Annotated in this window: 16 protein-coding genes; 11 read left to right on the top strand and 5 right to left on the bottom strand. The window is 62.1% G+C overall.

Features of this window, described 5'->3' with window-relative positions:
* Positions 1 to 115: 115 nt before the first annotated feature.
* The gene (locus IFU31_RS17945) at positions 116 to 595 is read left to right on the top strand and encodes a YajQ family cyclic di-GMP-binding protein (RefSeq protein ID WP_192057661.1); all 480 of its coding nucleotides are present in this window, start codon (positions 116 to 118) and stop codon (positions 593 to 595) included.
* 199 nt (positions 596 to 794) lie between these two features.
* Complete coding sequence (locus IFU31_RS17940; protein ID WP_122479452.1) at positions 795 to 1,637, top strand: mechanosensitive ion channel family protein; 843 nt, start codon at positions 795 to 797, stop codon at positions 1,635 to 1,637.
* 54 nt (positions 1,638 to 1,691) lie between these two features.
* Here the strand turns inward: IFU31_RS17940 and IFU31_RS17935 are convergent, their stop codons facing one another.
* Entirely contained in the window at positions 1,692 to 3,230 is a 1,539-nt protein-coding gene (locus tag IFU31_RS17935) for an AmpG family muropeptide MFS transporter (RefSeq protein ID WP_122479451.1), read from the bottom strand.
* Positions 3,231 to 3,271: 41 nt separating this feature from the next.
* Positions 3,272 to 3,640, bottom strand: a complete 369-nt coding sequence (locus IFU31_RS17930; RefSeq protein WP_122479450.1) for an MGMT family protein — start codon at positions 3,638 to 3,640, stop codon at positions 3,272 to 3,274.
* 81 nt (positions 3,641 to 3,721) lie between these two features.
* On the opposite strand from IFU31_RS17930, the gene IFU31_RS17925 reads away from it, so the two are divergent.
* The 9 genes from IFU31_RS17925 (at position 3,722) to IFU31_RS17885 (ending at position 11,480) form a co-directional block, all read left to right on the top strand.
* The gene (locus IFU31_RS17925) at positions 3,722 to 4,729 is read left to right on the top strand and encodes a DUF481 domain-containing protein (protein ID WP_185794023.1); all 1,008 of its coding nucleotides are present in this window, start codon (positions 3,722 to 3,724) and stop codon (positions 4,727 to 4,729) included.
* Between the two features lie 155 nt (positions 4,730 to 4,884).
* Entirely contained in the window at positions 4,885 to 5,376 is a 492-nt protein-coding gene (locus IFU31_RS17920) for an FxsA family protein (protein WP_122479448.1), read from the top strand.
* A gap of 248 nt (positions 5,377 to 5,624) precedes the next feature.
* On the top strand, positions 5,625 to 5,918 hold the full coding sequence (locus IFU31_RS17915) for a co-chaperone GroES (RefSeq protein WP_122479447.1): 294 nt from the start codon (positions 5,625 to 5,627) through the stop codon (positions 5,916 to 5,918).
* Between the two features lie 45 nt (positions 5,919 to 5,963).
* Positions 5,964 to 7,610, top strand: coding sequence for a chaperonin GroEL (gene groL / locus IFU31_RS17910; protein ID WP_122479446.1), 1,647 nt, complete (start codon positions 5,964 to 5,966; stop codon positions 7,608 to 7,610).
* 133 nt (positions 7,611 to 7,743) lie between these two features.
* Positions 7,744 to 8,427: a two-component system response regulator ColR gene (gene colR, locus IFU31_RS17905; protein WP_122479445.1), complete on the top strand. Its 684-nt coding sequence runs from the start codon at positions 7,744 to 7,746 to the stop codon at positions 8,425 to 8,427.
* Positions 8,417 to 9,706 (top strand): sensor histidine kinase, encoded by a 1,290-nt coding sequence (locus tag IFU31_RS17900; RefSeq protein WP_192104016.1) that lies wholly within the window; start codon positions 8,417 to 8,419, stop codon positions 9,704 to 9,706. The genes colR and IFU31_RS17900 overlap by 11 nt, the downstream gene beginning before the upstream one ends.
* A 144-nt stretch (positions 9,707 to 9,850) precedes the next feature.
* Positions 9,851 to 10,531, top strand: a complete 681-nt coding sequence (locus IFU31_RS17895; protein ID WP_122479443.1) for a class I SAM-dependent methyltransferase — start codon at positions 9,851 to 9,853, stop codon at positions 10,529 to 10,531.
* A 5-nt stretch (positions 10,532 to 10,536) separates the two neighbouring features.
* Complete coding sequence (locus IFU31_RS17890) at positions 10,537 to 11,253, top strand: lipopolysaccharide kinase InaA family protein (protein ID WP_192104014.1); 717 nt, start codon at positions 10,537 to 10,539, stop codon at positions 11,251 to 11,253.
* Positions 11,253 to 11,480, top strand: coding sequence for a hypothetical protein (locus IFU31_RS17885; RefSeq protein ID WP_122479441.1), 228 nt, complete (start codon positions 11,253 to 11,255; stop codon positions 11,478 to 11,480). Before IFU31_RS17890 ends, IFU31_RS17885 begins: the two co-directional genes overlap by 1 nt.
* Positions 11,481 to 11,517: 37 nt before the next feature.
* Here the strand turns inward: IFU31_RS17885 and IFU31_RS17880 are convergent, their stop codons facing one another.
* Genes IFU31_RS17880 through IFU31_RS17870 form a run of 3 tightly spaced genes read right to left on the bottom strand, consistent with a single transcriptional unit; the run spans position 11,518 to position 15,135 of the window.
* Complete coding sequence (locus IFU31_RS17880; protein ID WP_192104012.1) at positions 11,518 to 12,615, bottom strand: DUF1513 domain-containing protein; 1,098 nt, start codon at positions 12,613 to 12,615, stop codon at positions 11,518 to 11,520.
* 2 nt (positions 12,616 to 12,617) lie between these two features.
* Entirely contained in the window at positions 12,618 to 13,682 is a 1,065-nt protein-coding gene (locus tag IFU31_RS17875) for an imelysin family protein (protein WP_122479439.1), read from the bottom strand.
* A gap of 25 nt (positions 13,683 to 13,707) precedes the next feature.
* Complete coding sequence (locus IFU31_RS17870; protein ID WP_192104010.1) at positions 13,708 to 15,135, bottom strand: di-heme oxidoreductase family protein; 1,428 nt, start codon at positions 15,133 to 15,135, stop codon at positions 13,708 to 13,710.
* Between the last annotated feature and the right edge of the window lie 8 nt (positions 15,136 to 15,143).

Below are 15,143 nucleotides of genomic sequence, written 5' to 3'. Positions count from 1 at the left end.
GCGGTGGGGTGGCATTTCACGATGCCGGCTCCCTTATAATGAGCGGGCATTTCAATCGTCAAGCCAGGCGTGCTCCTTCTTTCAACGAGCCGCCGATCAATTCTGGAGGAAACACATGCCCTCGTTCGACGTAGTGTCCGAGTTGGACAAGCACGAAGTCACCAACGCGGTCGACAACGCCATCAAGGAGCTGGATCGCCGTTACGATCTCAAGGGAAAAGGCAGTTTCGCATTCAAGGAGCTGACGGTCACCCTGACCGCCGAAGCCGAGTACCAGCTGGAAGCCATGATCGAGATTCTCAAGCTGGCACTGGTCAAGCGCAAGATCGACGTGCAATGCCTCGAGGTCAAGGAAGCCTACGCCTCGGGTAAGGAAATGAAGCAGGAAGCGATCCTGCGCGAAGGTATCGAGAAGGAACTGGCGAAGAAGATCGTCGCTCACGTCAAGGACGCCAAGCTCAAGGTGCAGGCTGCCATCCAGGGTGAGCAGGTGCGCATCACCGGCAAGAAACGCGATGACTTGCAGGAGGCAATCGCTGCCCTGCGCGCGAAGGAATTCGGCATGCCGCTGCAGTTCAACAACTTTCGCGATTGATGAAGAACGGCGGGCCGGGCTGAACCTTGCCAGGCGACCGGCGTCGGAGCATCAGTGCGGCCGGAGCCTCTGGCGCCGGGCTTGCCGTGGCCTTTCAGATCGTGGCGCCGGTACGCCCGAGCTGGTCTTTGCCGGTTACCGCACGCTTTTCTTGAACGAAGCTTGAACGAAGCTTGAACGAAGGCGGTAGGAGAACCCCATGGATTTGAACGCGGAAGTCAATCATCTGGTCCAGGCCTCGCAGGCCTGGATTCCGATGGTCATGCAGTACGGCAGCAAGGTGATCCTCGCCTTGGTGGTGCTGTGCGTGGGTTGGTGGTTGATCAACCGAGTCACCGCCAACCTGCAGAAACTGCTGGCCCTGCGTCACATCGATCTGGCGCTGCAGAACTTCATCGGCACGATCGCCAATATCATCCTGAAGATCCTCTTGATGGTCAGCGTGGCCTCGATGATCGGTATCGAGACGACCTCGTTCGTTGCCGCCATCGGTGGTGCGACCCTGGCCATCGGCCTGGCCCTGCAAGGCAGCCTGGCGAACTTCGCCGGCGGCGTGCTGATCCTGCTGTTCCGTCCCTTTCGCATCGGCGACTGGATCGAAGCGCAGGGTGTGAGCGGTACGGTCGACTCCATCCAGATCTTCCATACCGTGTTGCGCACCGGCGATAACCGCACGGTGATCCTGCCCAACGGCAACCTGTCTAACGGCATCATCACCAACACCAACCGTCAGCCCACGCGCAAGATCACCTTCGACATCGGTGTGGACTACGATGCCGACCTGCAGAAAGCTCGCGAGATCCTGCTGGACCTGGCCAAGGACCCACGCGTGTTGCAGACCCCGGCACCCGAGGCCGTCGTGGCGGCCCTGGGCGACAGCTCGATCACCGTGTCCCTGCGGATCTGGGTGAACACTGGCGACTTCGGCGGCGTGACCAATATGCTCAACGGCGAGATTCGCGATCGCCTGCGTGCCGAAGGCATCGACATTCCGTTTCCGCAGCGTGTGATTCGGGTGATGCAGGAAGGAGAAGCCAAGTAGGTTCGCAACGCTTCACGAAAAAGCCCCGGTCATCATGGCCGGGGCTTTTTTTTGTCAGGAGGGTTCTTCGTCAGGCCCGTCGCGCGCGATGCGGGCATTCTCCTGCTTCCAGTGCAGGGCGATCAGCAGCAGGGTCGGCACACCGAGCAGGGCGGTGATGAGGAAGAAATTGTGGTAGCCGAACTTCTCGACCATGACCCCTGAGTAGCCCCCGATCAGGCGCGGCAGGAGGAGCATGATCGAGCTCAGCAGGGCGTATTGGGTCGCCGAGAACTTGAGGTTGGTCAGGCTCGACAGGTAGGCGACGAAGGCCGAAGTGGCGAGCCCGGAGCTGAAGTTGTCCAGCGAGATGGTCAGCACCAGCATCTGCAGATTCGGCCCCATGTCGGCCAGCATCAGGAACAGCAGGTTGGTCCCCGCCGACGTGATGCCACCGATGAACAGAATGGGCAGGATGCCGAAGCGCACGATCAGCAGGCCGCCGAAGCCGGCGCCGAGCAGGGTCATGATCAGGCCGAAGATCTTGCTGACGCTGGCGATCTGGTCCTTGGTGAAGCCTTGGTCGATGTAGAAGACGTTGGCCATGACACCCATCACCGTATCGGACATCCGGTAGGTCGCGATCAGGCCCAGCAGCAGCAATGCCTGCCAGCGGTAGCGCAGGATGAAATCGTTGATCGGTGTGAGCACGGGAGCCAACCCGCGGCGACCGACCGAAGACAGGCACACCGCAGTCAGGATTATGTAGAGCAGCGCACGCAGGAATGCCCGGTCCTCGAGTAGCAGGTCGATCAGGCTCTGGCTGCCGAACAGCACGCTGGCAAAATCGGTGTTGTACAACTGGGTGAACATCGCCGGCACCGACACCAGCAACACGATCAGCACGAACACCGACATCAGTTGGTGGCTGAAGCCGTAGCGCGCTGCGGACAATTGCGTACGCAGGGCTACCGGGGGTTCGCGCATGATCAGGGTAGTGATCAGTGCCGGTACCATCAGCACACCGAACAGCAGGTACGTGTTGGCCCAGGCCTGGTGCAGATAGGCGAAGCCGGTTGAACCGAAACCTTCGGCGAAGTACAGCGCACCGGCGGTGGCCAGCAACGCGGCCACGCGGTAGCCGGCCATGTAGCTGGCGGCGAGGGCGGCCTGGCGCTGGTCTTCGGCGATTTCCAGGCGGTAGGCGTCTACCGCGATGTCCTGGGTGGCCGAGGCGAACGCGACCACCACGGCAATCGCGATCAACCACGACAGATGCTTCTGCGGGTCGCAGAAACTCATGCCCACCAGGCCGAGGATCACCAGAGCCTGGGCCAGAACCAGCCAGGAACGGCGCCGGCCCAGCTTGCCGAGCAGTGGCAGCCGCCACTGGTCGAGCAGCGGTGACCATACCCATTTGAAGGCATAGGCCAGACCGATCAGGCTGGCGTAACCGATGGTTTCACGGGCGACGCCCGCTTCACGCAACCACACCGACAGGGTTGAAAACACCAGCATGTACGGCAGGCCGGCAGCGAAACCGAGCAGCAGAAGCACAACGGTGGAAGGGCTGGCATAAGCGGCGAGCGCGGCGCGCCAGGTTTTACGGGGCATGGGCTGGAATCTGCCTCAGTTTGCGAAACAAAGCGCGCACTCTAACCGCATGCCTGCTCCGGACGCCAGCCATGGCGTGCCATATCCACGCGATTCTTCATGATCAGCACGCCTTCGCCACGCAGGCGTGCGCGTTGTTCGGCCCCGCTGCACGTGCCTGCCGCCAGGCTCAGCCGCCCGCCGGCGGCAACCACACGGTGCCAGGGCAGGCGGGTACCGTCCGGCAGTTGGCTCAGGGTACGTCCGACCCAGCGGGCCGCCCGCCCAAGCATGGCCAGTTCGGCCAACTGTCCATAGGTCACCACTTTGCCCTCCGGTACCTGAGCCAGCACGGTGTACAGCGCAGTGCGGCGAACGGCCGCAGCCTGATCCGGAGTATTTTGCAGTTGAGAATTGAACTCGTCTGTCATCTCGGGGTCTGTCCTTGCTCGGATCTTGTCCTACCGAATAATGCCGCATTTCCTACACTTCAGAGCACCCAGAATCCGCTTATGTTGCCTAGAACCCTGCTGTGCCTTGCCCTGGCTTCCACCTCTTCCGTGACGTTTGCCGATACAGTCTGGTTGAAGAACGGCGACCGTATCTCCGGCAAGATTACCGTGTTCGACGGTGGCAAGCTGATGGTGAAGACTGAATACGGTGGTTCGATTCCTCTGGACTGGAAACAGATCAAGACCATGGAAAGCGACCAGGAACTGCTGGTCAAGCAGGATGACTACATCGGCGAGAAAACCAAGTCGTTCAAGGCCGCCGAAGACGGCAAAGTCATCCTGCAGAACGGTGATGCACCGAAGACCGTCGAGTTGGCCAGCATCCAGCAGATCATCAAGCCCAAGCCGGTGGTCACCGATCTGCAGATCAAGGGCAACGTCGACCTGGGCCTGGACTACAAGCGTGCCGAAACCGATACCGACGACTACAACGTCGCCTTCAAGACTACCGCCAGGCACGGCAAGTGGCGTCATATCGGCTCTGGCGAGTACAACCGCGAGTCCCAGGACAGCATCGTCACGACCGACAATTTCGATCTCGAATACTCCCTTGACCGCTTCCTCACCGATCAGTGGTTCTGGCAGGGCCGGGTTGATTACAAGCGTGACAAGATCGAGGACCTGGAGCGTCAGCGCACCGTGGGTACCGGCCCGGGCTACCAGTTTTGGGACGACGAACTGGGTGCGTTCTCCCTCGGTGGCTTGATCAACCGCACCGACTACCAGTATGCCGACGGCGACAAGGACAACTTCTATTCGCTGGCCATGAAGTGGGACTACAACCGCTACCTGATCGGCAAGACGGTCGAGTTCTTCACCCGCGGCGAACTCGGCAAGCCGATCGGCAACGTCGCCGACTACAGCCTGGATGCCGAAATGGGCCTGCGCTACAAGGTTACCGAATGGGCGTCGTTGAACCTCAAGGCCGAGAAGGACCTGGTCAGCGGCACCAGTGGTGCGGACCTGGACAGTACCCGCTACACCGCCGGTTTCGGTGTCGCCTGGTAACATTGCAATACGCCGACACAAGTTCGCGAGGCCCGGCTGGCGCGGGTTTCGCGGGACTGGCCTAAGCGACTGATGGGTCGCTACCTTGAATTAACGATTTATTGACGTCATCTAGGGTCTACTGGAAGGCATTCTTCCGTAGAGGAAACCATTTGATGCGCGCTTTTCTATTGCTGTTCCTGTTGTTCCCCGTGCTGGAACTGTACGTCTTCTTCAAGGTGAGCACGGCGATCGGGTTCTTTCCCGCGCTGCTGCTCATCATCGCCGGTTCGGCATTGGGTGTGCTGGTCATGCGCGTCGCCGGTCTGGCCACCGTCCTGCGTACCCGAGCCAGCCTGCAGCGCGGCGAGCTGCCTGCCGAGCAGATGTTCAATGGTCTGGTCACCGCCGTCGGCGGCGTACTGCTGATCGTGCCCGGCTTCATCAGCGATCTGCTGGCTGTGCTGTGCCTGCTGCCATTCACCCGGCACTTCCTGATCCGCAAGGTACGCGAGCGTGCCCAGGCGCAAGCCATGCGCCAGCGCGCGTTCGCCGACGACATGCCGCCCCCGGGTGGCCCGGCCCAGGCCTACCGAGCTCACGTCATCGAAGGCGAGGTGATCGAAGGCGAAGTGGTCGGTCGCGACACGTCGCGTCCGGACCGCTGAACACCTGCTGCAACGTGTCAACGGCGCCCTCGGGCGCCGTTTCTTTTGCAGCTTCGCCTGCAAATTTTTTCAGCCCGGCCCTTGTAATCGCTCGCGCCGACCTCATGTATGGGTCACCGCAAGGTTTGTGGCGATTGCGCCACACATGTTCCCGCGTCTTGCGGTGCAAGACGCGACCGGTTACGCCGGAAGATCCACACCGCCGGTACACACCGGCCGATGAAAACCATAATTAGGAGAGATCGACAATGAAGCTTCGTCCTCTGCATGACCGCGTCGTTATCCGTCGCAGCGAAGAAGAGTCCAAAACCGCTGGCGGTATCGTTCTGCCAGGTTCGGCCGCTGAAAAACCCAACCGTGGCGAAATCGTCGCAGTGGGCACCGGCAAGATCCTGGAGAGCGGCGAAGTTCGTGCGCTGGCCGTCAAAGTGGGTGACAAGGTGGTATTCGGCCCTTACTCGGGCAGCAACACCGTCAAGGTCGACGGTGAAGACCTGCTGGTGATGAGCGAGAGCGAGATCCTCGCCGTCGTCGAAGGCTGAAACCACTGAACTCCCGTTACTACCCAGTATTCAAGGAAATCGATCATGGCTGCTAAAGAAGTTAAATTCGGCGACTCCGCCCGCAAGAAAATGCTGACTGGTGTCAACGTCCTGGCTGACGCGGTAAAAGCGACCCTGGGCCCGAAAGGCCGTAACGTGATCATCGAGAAGAGCTTCGGCGCTCCGACCATCACCAAGGACGGCGTTTCCGTTGCCAAGGAAATCGAGCTCGAAGACCGTTTCGAAAACATGGGCGCGCAGCTGGTCAAAGACGTTGCCTCCCGTGCCAACGATGACGCAGGCGACGGCACCACCACCGCTACCGTTCTGGCCCAGGCCATCGTCAACGAGGGCTACAAGGCCGTCGCTGCCGGCATGAACCCGATGGACCTCAAGCGCGGCATCGACAAGGCGACCATCGCCGTTGTTGCCGAGCTGAAAAACCTGTCCAAGCCATGCGCCGATACCAAGGCCATCGCTCAGGTCGGTACCATCTCCGCCAACTCCGACAGCTCCATCGGCGACATCATTGCCGAAGCCATGGAAAAAGTCGGTAAAGAAGGCGTGATCACCGTTGAAGAAGGCAGTGGCCTGGAAAACGAGCTGTCGGTTGTAGAAGGCATGCAGTTCGACCGTGGCTACCTGTCCCCGTACTTCGTCAACAAGCCTGAGACCATGGTCGCCGAGCTGGACAGCCCGCTGATCCTGCTGGTCGACAAGAAAATCTCCAACATCCGTGAAATGCTGCCGGTGCTGGAAGCTGTTGCCAAGGCCGGCCGCCCACTGCTGATCGTTTCCGAAGACGTCGAAGGCGAAGCCCTGGCGACTCTGGTCGTGAACAACATGCGCGGTATCGTCAAAGTCGCTGCCGTCAAGGCGCCGGGCTTCGGCGATCGTCGCAAGTCCATGCTGCAGGACATCGCCGTACTGACCGGCGGTACCGTTATCTCCGAAGAGATCGGCCTGAGCCTGGAAAGTGCCACGCTGGAAAACCTGGGCAGCGCCAAGCGCGTGACCATTTCCAAGGAAAACACCATCATCGTCGACGGTGCTGGCGTTGAAGGCGACATCCAGTCCCGTATCAACCAGATCCGTGCCCAGGTTGCCGAAACTTCCTCGGACTACGACCGTGAAAAACTGCAGGAACGCCTGGCCAAGCTGTCTGGCGGCGTTGCAGTGATCAAGGTTGGCGCTGGCTCCGAAGTTGAAATGAAAGAGAAGAAAGCCCGCGTTGAAGACGCCCTGCACGCAACCCGCGCAGCCGTCGAAGAAGGCGTGGTACCTGGCGGTGGCGTTGCACTGATCCGTGCTCTGGAAGCGCTGACCAACCTGACCGGCGACAACGCTGATCAGAACGTAGGTATAGCTGTACTGCGTCGCGCAGTCGAAGCACCGCTGCGCCAGATCGCTGCCAACTCCGGCGACGAGCCAAGCGTTGTCGTCAACGAAGTCAAGAACGGCAATGGTAACTACGGTTACAACGCTGCAACTGGCGTCTACGGCGACATGATCGAAATGGGCATTCTGGATCCTACCAAGGTGACCCGTTCGGCCTTGCAGGCTGCAGCTTCCATCGGTGGTCTGATCCTGACGACCGAAGCGGCCATTGCCGACAAGCCGAAAGCCGAAGGCTCGGCTGGCGGCGGCATGCCAGACATGGGCGGCATGGGTGGCATGGGCGGCATGATGTAAGCGAGCCCCGCGCTCTACCTGTCCTCAGGTAAGAAAAACCCCGGCCAGCGATGGCCGGGGTTTTTTTATGCCTGCCCAGCCTATAAGCTGCGCGAGCCCCGCCGGGGCGACAGCAGCACTCGGAGACCTGCCCATGCGAATCCTACTGGTTGAAGACAACCGCGACATCCTGGCCAACCTGGCCGATTACCTGGGTATGAAAGGCTACACCGTCGACTGCGCCCAGGACGGCCTGTCCGGATTGCACCTGGCGGCGACCGAGCACTACGACCTCATCGTGCTCGACATCATGCTCCCGGGCATCGATGGCTATACGCTGTGCAAGCGCCTGCGCGAAGATGCCCGGCGCGATACGCCGGTGATCATGCTCACCGCGCGCGACCAGCTGGACGATCGCCTGCAGGGTTTTCGTTCCGGTGCCGACGACTACCTGCTCAAGCCGTTTGCCCTGTCGGAGCTGGCGGCACGCATCGAAGCGGTCCTGCGCCGGGCCCAGGGCGGCGGTCGTCGCTCGCTGCAGGTGGGCGATCTGATCTACGACCTCGACACCCTCGAGGTCACCCGCGAGGGCCGCCTGCTCAAGCTCAACCCGGTGGGCCTCAAGCTGCTCGCCGTGCTGATGCAGAAGAGCCCCCATGTGCTGCGCCGCGAAGTGCTCGAGGAAGCCCTGTGGGGCGATGACTGCCCCGACAGCGACAGCCTGCGCAGCCACGTCCATCAGCTGCGCCAGGTGATCGACAAGCCGTTCGAGAAACCCTTGCTGCACACCGTGCACGGCGTCGGTTACCGTCTTGCCGAAGGCCGTGATGGAGTTTAAGCAGAGCCTCGCGCAACGCATCATCATCGCGTTTGCGTTGATGAGTGCGCTGGTCGCAGGGGCGTTCGCGGTCGGTATCGTGGCTACCGTGCACCTGGTGGAGGAACGGTTGATATCCGCAGGCCTGGGCGGCGACCTGCAGCGCCTGCTGCTGATGGACAACGCGGCCGACTGGAGCCATCGCCCCGAACCCGATCAGTTGTTCTACTACGATAACGGTCCGGGCGATTTCGCGCTCACTGCCGATGTGAGGCATCTGCCACGCGGCTTCCACGAAGTGTTCCGCGGCGACCTGTCCTACCACGCGATGATCGAGGTAGTCGACGGTCGTCGTTACGCCTTGCTGCAGGATCAGAGCGATTTCGAAGAGCGCGAAAGAGTGCTGTTCGCCGTGGTGCTGGTGGGCTTCGTGCTCAGCCTGGCCCTGGCGATCTTTCTTGGCTGGGTCTTGGCACGCAAGGTCATGGCGCCCGTGGTGCGCCTGGCCCGCCAGGTGCGCCATCGTGATCAGATTCTTGGCCTGGCACCGCCATTGGCACCGGACTATACGGCCGACGAAGTCGGCGAGCTGGCCGTGGCCTTCGATGCCACCCTTGGCCGCCTGCGCGATGCCTTGACCCGCGAACGGCTGTTTACCAGCGACGTGAGCCATGAACTGCGCACGCCGTTGATGGTGCTCGCCAGCTCCTGCGAGCTGCTGCTGGAGAATCCGGCGCTGCCGGAGCGCTCCCGTGCGCAGGTGCTGCGCATTGCCCGAGCCTGCGAAGACATGCGTGACCTGGTGCAGACCTTCCTGATGCTGGCGCGGGCCCAGCGCGACGACAGCGGCAGAGCCACGCCGGCCACTCTGGGTCAGGTAGCCGAAGCGCTGCTGACCCAGTGGCGACCAGCCATAGAAAAGAAAGGCCTGGCCCTTGAGTTCGTCGCCGGCGCGCCCTTGGCGCAGACCTACAACGGTGCTTTTCTCCACGCCGTGATGGGCAACCTGCTGCGCAATGCCCTGCACTACACCGATCAGGGTTTCATTCGTCTGACGCTGGGGGCGAGCGGCTTCCATGTGGAAGACAGCGGTGTAGGGATTCCCGAGGCTCAGCGCGAGGCCATGTTCCAACCGTTTGTGCGCGGCCCGGAGAAGCGTGGAGAAGGGCTAGGCCTGGGTCTGTCGTTGGTCCAGCGGATCTGCGAGGACCAGGGCTGGCAAGTCCGTCTGGAGGCCGTCGAGCCTCATGGCTGTCGCTTCAGTGTGGAGCTGGGCCTTGGCAAGCAAGCCCTGGGGTGATGCTTGCTTCGCACCCCAGGTGCAATTATTGTAGGAAATATCCTGTATCAGCTCGGAAACTTCTGACAAATTTTTCACAATGACATGACCTAGCCATGACGGTTGGATGAATAAGGTGTGCGCCACTGTCCTGGAGGCGTGCCCATGTCCGATCCCGTGAAGCTGGAATTTTCCGATAAGTACGATCGCGCTCACGCGCAGAAGTATTTCGACAAACACCGCAACAGTTTTGCTCGACGCATGTCGCACCGACGTGACGAACAGCTGGCCCGCAAAGCCCTGGCCCTGGTCGGCGAGCCTGGATTGGTGCTGGACCTGCCGTGCGGTGCCGGTCGTTTCTGGCCGCTGCTGGCGGAGAAGCAGAACCGAGTGATCATTGGTGCGGACAACTCTGCGGCCATGGTGGAAACCGCCTGCGCTTCACAGCCGGCGCACATTGTTGGCCGGGTGCAGCCGTTGCAGACCTCGGCATTCGATGTGGCCCTGCCGGACAATTCGGTAGACAGCATTTTCTGCATGAGGTTGCTGCACCACATCGGCGAGGCCGAGCACCGCATGACCATTCTCAAGCAGTTTCATCGAGTGACGCGTGACAGTGTGGTGTTATCGTTGTGGGTCGATGGCAACTTCAAGGCCTGGAAGCGTGAGCGGGCCGAGCAGCGTCGACGCCTGCACAACGAGCAGGATGGGTATCAGAACCGCTTCGTGTTGCCGGCGGCAACCGTTGAAGCGGAGTTCATCCAGGCCGGTTTCCGTATCCAGGAACGCCTGGACTTTTTACCGATGTACGCCATGTGGCGAGTATACGTTCTACGTAAGGGGTAAGCAGGATGGCGGTTGAAGGTATGACGGCAGGCACGGCGAGCGGAGATGCCGACTTCGATCACTATTGGCAGCAGCAGGGTGCCTGGGTGGAAGAGCCCAATGTCAGGCGCGGCGGTGAAAGCGGCGTGCAACGCCTGTTCGCTGCCGACGGGCAGATGATCTACGTCAAGCGCCAGGTCGGGCATATCTACCGTAGCTGGCTGCATCCGTTCGGTCGCCCAACGGTGCTGCGCGAACGCGATGCGTTGACCGCGCTCTACCAGCTCGACGTCAATGTACCGAAGATGATCTTCTGCGGTACGCAGCGCGACGAGAACAATCAGTGGCGCGCACTGCTGGTGACGCGTTCCCTGGACGGTTTCGAGGAGTATGAGCACTGGCTGCAGGGCGGGGGCCGCGAACGCCACGGCGAAGCGGTCCACGAGCAGATTCTGCAGAGCCTGGCGACCAATCTGGCGCGCATGCACCGCGGCCGCTGGCAGCACAGCTGCATCTATATCAAGCATGTGTTCGTGCGCGTGACAGGCGAGGGCAGCAATGCACGCGGTGAGGTAGCGCTGCTGGACCTGGAGAAGTGCCGTCAGCGCATGACCGCGCAGCAAGCTGCCTCCCACGACATGAAGCAGCTGCGTCGCCATTCGTCGTTCAGTGCACCCGACTGGCAGAAGTTGATCTACCTTTATGAAGCGGCATTCGGCAGCTCCATCAAAGGTTTAGCGTGATGAAACTAGAAATGGCACGAGGTTTGTTTCTGGTGGCAGCCCTGGGGGTGGCCACTGCGGCGGCAGCGGCGTGGGAACAACCCCGCTCGGCCATTGTCAGTGCGGCCCACGGTGAGGGCAATTGCCCATTGCCCCGGTCGCAGAAGGCGCACATCGCAGTGACCCCGGACAAGGATTTCATCCTGTTCATGCTGGGCCTGAGCCAAGGCGTGCGCACCCAGGGTTGAATTCCCGAGCCAGTTCGCTGGCTCACGTTGCACTGGCTCAAGCCAGGTACAGGTGGTTGTCCCAAAGCCCCGATGGCAATTGCAGCGGCATGCCCACCAGCTGCGCTGCTCGGCAGTCATAATGGCGGCAGCGGCCTTGCCCCGAAGTCACCACGAAACCGTCTTCCACAGCCCCCACGCCTGCGCAGTCGGGCAAGGTGCCGTCATGTTTGACCGCACCGCTGTCCATGTCCCAGATGAAGAAGCGGTTGGCCCTCGGCGCCGTCAGCGCCACCAGGCGCAACTCGCTGTGCACCGCAACGCTGGCGGTGTAGTGCCCCATGGATTGCAATTGCGTCAGCGAAACGGGAAAGGCTTCGAAAGGCTGACCGGGACGCTTGACCGCCAACAGCGGCGCGCTTTCATGGGCAGGCCCCATGAATTGCTGGCAGGCGAAGACGGTAGCGTCGCTGCCGATTGCCAGGTGCCGCACGCTGTTCATCGGCTGTTCCAGGCACTCTTTGCTCAGCAGGGTGCCATCGCGCTGCATCATCACCAGGCTCGGCTGCATGGCATCCAGATTCATCTCGATCCGGCTTTCGGCCTCGGTCCGAATACCGCCATTGGCCACCACCAGGGTTTCGCCGTCCGGCATCCACGATACCTGATGAGGGCCGATGCCATGGGTGGACAGTTCGCCGCTGTGCACCAGGCGTCCGTCGACGAAGCGGTAGACCCCCAGAACGCCACGGCCTGGCTCGGTGGTGTCGTTCTCGGTGGCGTACAGCCACTCGCCATCCTTGTGCACTACTGCGTGGCCATAGAAGTGCCGATCTGCCTGGGATGCCAGGGTCTGCAGCAACACGCCGTCGCGCAGATCGATCAAGTAGCTTTCGGTGCCGGGACGGCGAGCCACGAACAGCGCCACGGGCAGCGTCGGGTGCGTGACGATGTCATGGCAGCGTTGGCCTACCTGCGTGGCGAACACCTCGCGGCCGTCCAGCCGATAACCCACGGCGTAGTGCCCGCCATCGGCATCATCGCGCGCAGACAACAGCAGCGGTTCGCGCTGCGGATGCCGGGCCAGCGTCCAGTTGCCCAGGGTCAGTGCCTTGAGCAGTACGTGGGTCAGCTTCTGCGCCGAGCGTACAATCATCGTCAGTCACCGTCGTTGGCATTGAAGCCCAGCTGGATGTTCAGGGCGCGGGCCAGTTCGCCTTCGTGCAGACGGTGGACCACGTTGAGGCTGTCGTAGAGGGTGTTGAGGAACTGTTTGCCGGCATCGTCGCCGAGCAGTTCACCGAGGTTGCGGGTATTGCCGTCGAGCAGCTTCATGGACGCGGCGTAGGCGGCGTCGATCTTGTCGGCCAGGGGTTTCTGCTCGGTGGGCAACAGGCCGCGCAGCCCCTTGCCGTCGACGCCGACCCAGACGGTCTGGGCGGCCGCCAGGCTCGCCCGCACGCTGTGCATCGACTGCGCGCTACGCCAGGCCTCGGCCTGGTAGGGCTGGGCGATACCCTTGCTGAGGCGGCCCATGGGCGCGCCGAGCTTTTTCTTCAAGGTGTCGAGTGCGGTGACCTGCGCACGCAGCACATCGGCGATGGCTTCGTGGGAGTCGGCGTAGCGCTGGTTGGGAAACTTGGTCATCTGCGCGAGCATGCCGTCGGCACTGTTCCAGCTGGCGAGGATTTCTTCGGCCAGCGCTTTCTGCCTCTCGCCAATGGCGCTGAGCAGTGGACAGTAGCGCGCTTTCTGCGCGGCATCGGCAATTTCCGGCTTGCTGTCGAACAGGATGTACTCATAGGCCGACAGCCCCTGCACGACCACGCTGGCCTTGGCCAAACCCTGTGCGTCGATGGGTTGCTCGGCGTTGGCCAGTTGCTCGACCTGACGGCCGACGAGGTTTTTCTTGTCCGGCCAGAACTGCACCGACCAGGCTTTGTTGCCCTCGGCCAGCGGCCCGATCAGCAGCGGTTGCAGCTCGGCCCAGGCTCTTTGCGCCTTGAGGAAATCGGCACGCGCCGCATCCAGTGGCTGCGTACCCTGGCAGAACGCCAGGGCGCTGGCAGCCAGTTGCCGATCGGCCTCCACCCAGCGGCTATAGGTCGGCAGGATGACCTGCTTGGCTATGGCCGCACTGGTAACGGCTTGCCGATCTTGCGGCGAGCAGGCACCCAGTGCCAGGGCGGCGAGGCCGGTGAAGAGCAGCTTGGGACGGAACATGTAGGCTCCTGAAACGTGTGTTCATCTAGAGAGAGTTCAAGAACGCCAGCAGCGCAGCGCGCTGCTGGGCGTCGAATTGCAATACCTGTTGCCTGGCCGCTTCGGCTTCACCGCCGTGCCACAGCACGGCTTCGAGCAGGTTGCGCGCGCGACCGTCGTGGAGAAACTGGCTATGCCCGCTGACCGTTTCGCTAAGGCCGATGCCCCACAGCGGCGGCGTGCGCCAGTCCTGTGCGCCGGCCTTGAACTCGCTGCGCCCGTCGGCCAGGCCGGGGCCCATGTCGTGCAGCAGCAGGTCGGTGTAGGGGCGAATCGTCTGGCTGCGCAGCTCGGGCTCCGCCGCGTCGCTGGCCGTGGTGTATTGCGCCACGTGGCAACCCTGGCAGCCGGCCTGATAGAACAGATTCTTGCCGGCCAGGACCTGCGGCGAGTCGACGTCGCGGCGCGCAGGCACACCCAGGTTGCGGGTGTAGAACAACACCAGACGCAGAATGTTATCACTGACTTCGGGTTCCCCGCCCGGGCCATTGCCGTTGACCGCCTGGCGACAATCGGTTTGCGCCGCCGTACAGTCATCGAAGGGTCGCAGCGTGGTGGTCAGCCCCATGTCGCCGGAAAAGGCATGGACATTCTGCTGGTTCAGATTTGGCTGTCCGGCTTTCCAGCCGAAGCGGCCCGGCACGCTGCGGCTTTGGCTGTCGTCCCATACCTGATTGGGCCGACCCTTGATCGGCCCGGCGCTATCGGCCTGGTTGCGGGCATTGGCCAGGATATCCGCTTCGCTGATTGCTTCGAGCAGGCCCAGGCCGATCATCGGTGGTGCGACCCGCGCAGAGAAGCGTGTGTCGGGATGCAGTGCGCCGTAGCCCAATTGGCTGATCTGCAACTGCGGCTGGCGCAGCTCGACCAGAGTGCCGTCCTTGAAGCGCACCGGCACGCTTTGATAGGTGACCCTCACCTTGCCTTCGGGCACATGGCCAGGGATGGCCATATCTTGCAGCTGTGTGCCGTAGACCGGCTCGGGCACCACGCCCAGGCGTTCGATCTCGTGCAGGTAATGCGGGCTGTCGGGCAGCGACAAGCGGACCAGCATGGAGACGGCGCTGAGCGCGTTGTCTTCGGGCGGATGGCCGCGGCCATCCTTGATGTGGCAGTTCTGGCAGGCATTGGTATTGAACAGGGGCCCCAGGCCGTCACGCGCGGTGGTGGTAGACGGCGCGATGACCCAGGGGCTGCGGAAGAAGCTGTTGCCCACGCTGAAATCCAGGCGGCGGACCGGCGAAAGATTGGCCGAGGGCATGGAGTAGGCGTTGACATCGAATTTGCGCACGGTGGCCTGCCCCGCGCTCTGTGCTTCGCCCGGCTCTGCCTGGGTGAAACGCGGGGCGTCGTCACACCCGACCAGGCCGCAGGCCAGGAGCAGGAAGACGACACGGGGCAGGGATGGGCGCATGAATGGAA

This window comes from Pseudomonas sp. CFBP 13602 (assembly GCF_014842725.1).
GTDB classification, from domain to species: Bacteria; Pseudomonadota; Gammaproteobacteria; order Pseudomonadales; family Pseudomonadaceae; genus Aquipseudomonas; species Aquipseudomonas baltica.
Note: the sequence above shows the minus strand (reverse complement) of the source record. Positions and strands in the feature narration are given on the sequence as shown.

Coding starts and splice junctions, on each gene's coding strand:
- IFU31_RS17945 (WP_192057661.1), top strand. CDS start 116: ATGCCCTCGTTCGACGTAGTGTCCGAGTTGGACAAGCACGAAGTCACC.
- IFU31_RS17940 (WP_122479452.1), top strand. CDS start 795: ATGGATTTGAACGCGGAAGTCAATCATCTGGTCCAGGCCTCGCAGGCC.
- IFU31_RS17935 (WP_122479451.1), bottom strand. CDS start 3,230: ATGCCCCGTAAAACCTGGCGCGCCGCGCTCGCCGCTTATGCCAGCCCT.
- IFU31_RS17930 (WP_122479450.1), bottom strand. CDS start 3,640: ATGACAGACGAGTTCAATTCTCAACTGCAAAATACTCCGGATCAGGCT.
- IFU31_RS17925 (WP_185794023.1), top strand. CDS start 3,722: ATGTTGCCTAGAACCCTGCTGTGCCTTGCCCTGGCTTCCACCTCTTCC.
- IFU31_RS17920 (WP_122479448.1), top strand. CDS start 4,885: ATGCGCGCTTTTCTATTGCTGTTCCTGTTGTTCCCCGTGCTGGAACTG.
- IFU31_RS17915 (WP_122479447.1), top strand. CDS start 5,625: ATGAAGCTTCGTCCTCTGCATGACCGCGTCGTTATCCGTCGCAGCGAA.
- groL (WP_122479446.1), top strand. CDS start 5,964: ATGGCTGCTAAAGAAGTTAAATTCGGCGACTCCGCCCGCAAGAAAATG.
- colR (WP_122479445.1), top strand. CDS start 7,744: ATGCGAATCCTACTGGTTGAAGACAACCGCGACATCCTGGCCAACCTG.
- IFU31_RS17900 (WP_192104016.1), top strand. CDS start 8,417: ATGGAGTTTAAGCAGAGCCTCGCGCAACGCATCATCATCGCGTTTGCG.
- IFU31_RS17895 (WP_122479443.1), top strand. CDS start 9,851: ATGTCCGATCCCGTGAAGCTGGAATTTTCCGATAAGTACGATCGCGCT.
- IFU31_RS17890 (WP_192104014.1), top strand. CDS start 10,537: ATGGCGGTTGAAGGTATGACGGCAGGCACGGCGAGCGGAGATGCCGAC.
- IFU31_RS17885 (WP_122479441.1), top strand. CDS start 11,253: ATGAAACTAGAAATGGCACGAGGTTTGTTTCTGGTGGCAGCCCTGGGG.
- IFU31_RS17880 (WP_192104012.1), bottom strand. CDS start 12,615: ATGATTGTACGCTCGGCGCAGAAGCTGACCCACGTACTGCTCAAGGCA.
- IFU31_RS17875 (WP_122479439.1), bottom strand. CDS start 13,682: ATGTTCCGTCCCAAGCTGCTCTTCACCGGCCTCGCCGCCCTGGCACTG.
- IFU31_RS17870 (WP_192104010.1), bottom strand. CDS start 15,135: ATGCGCCCATCCCTGCCCCGTGTCGTCTTCCTGCTCCTGGCCTGCGGC.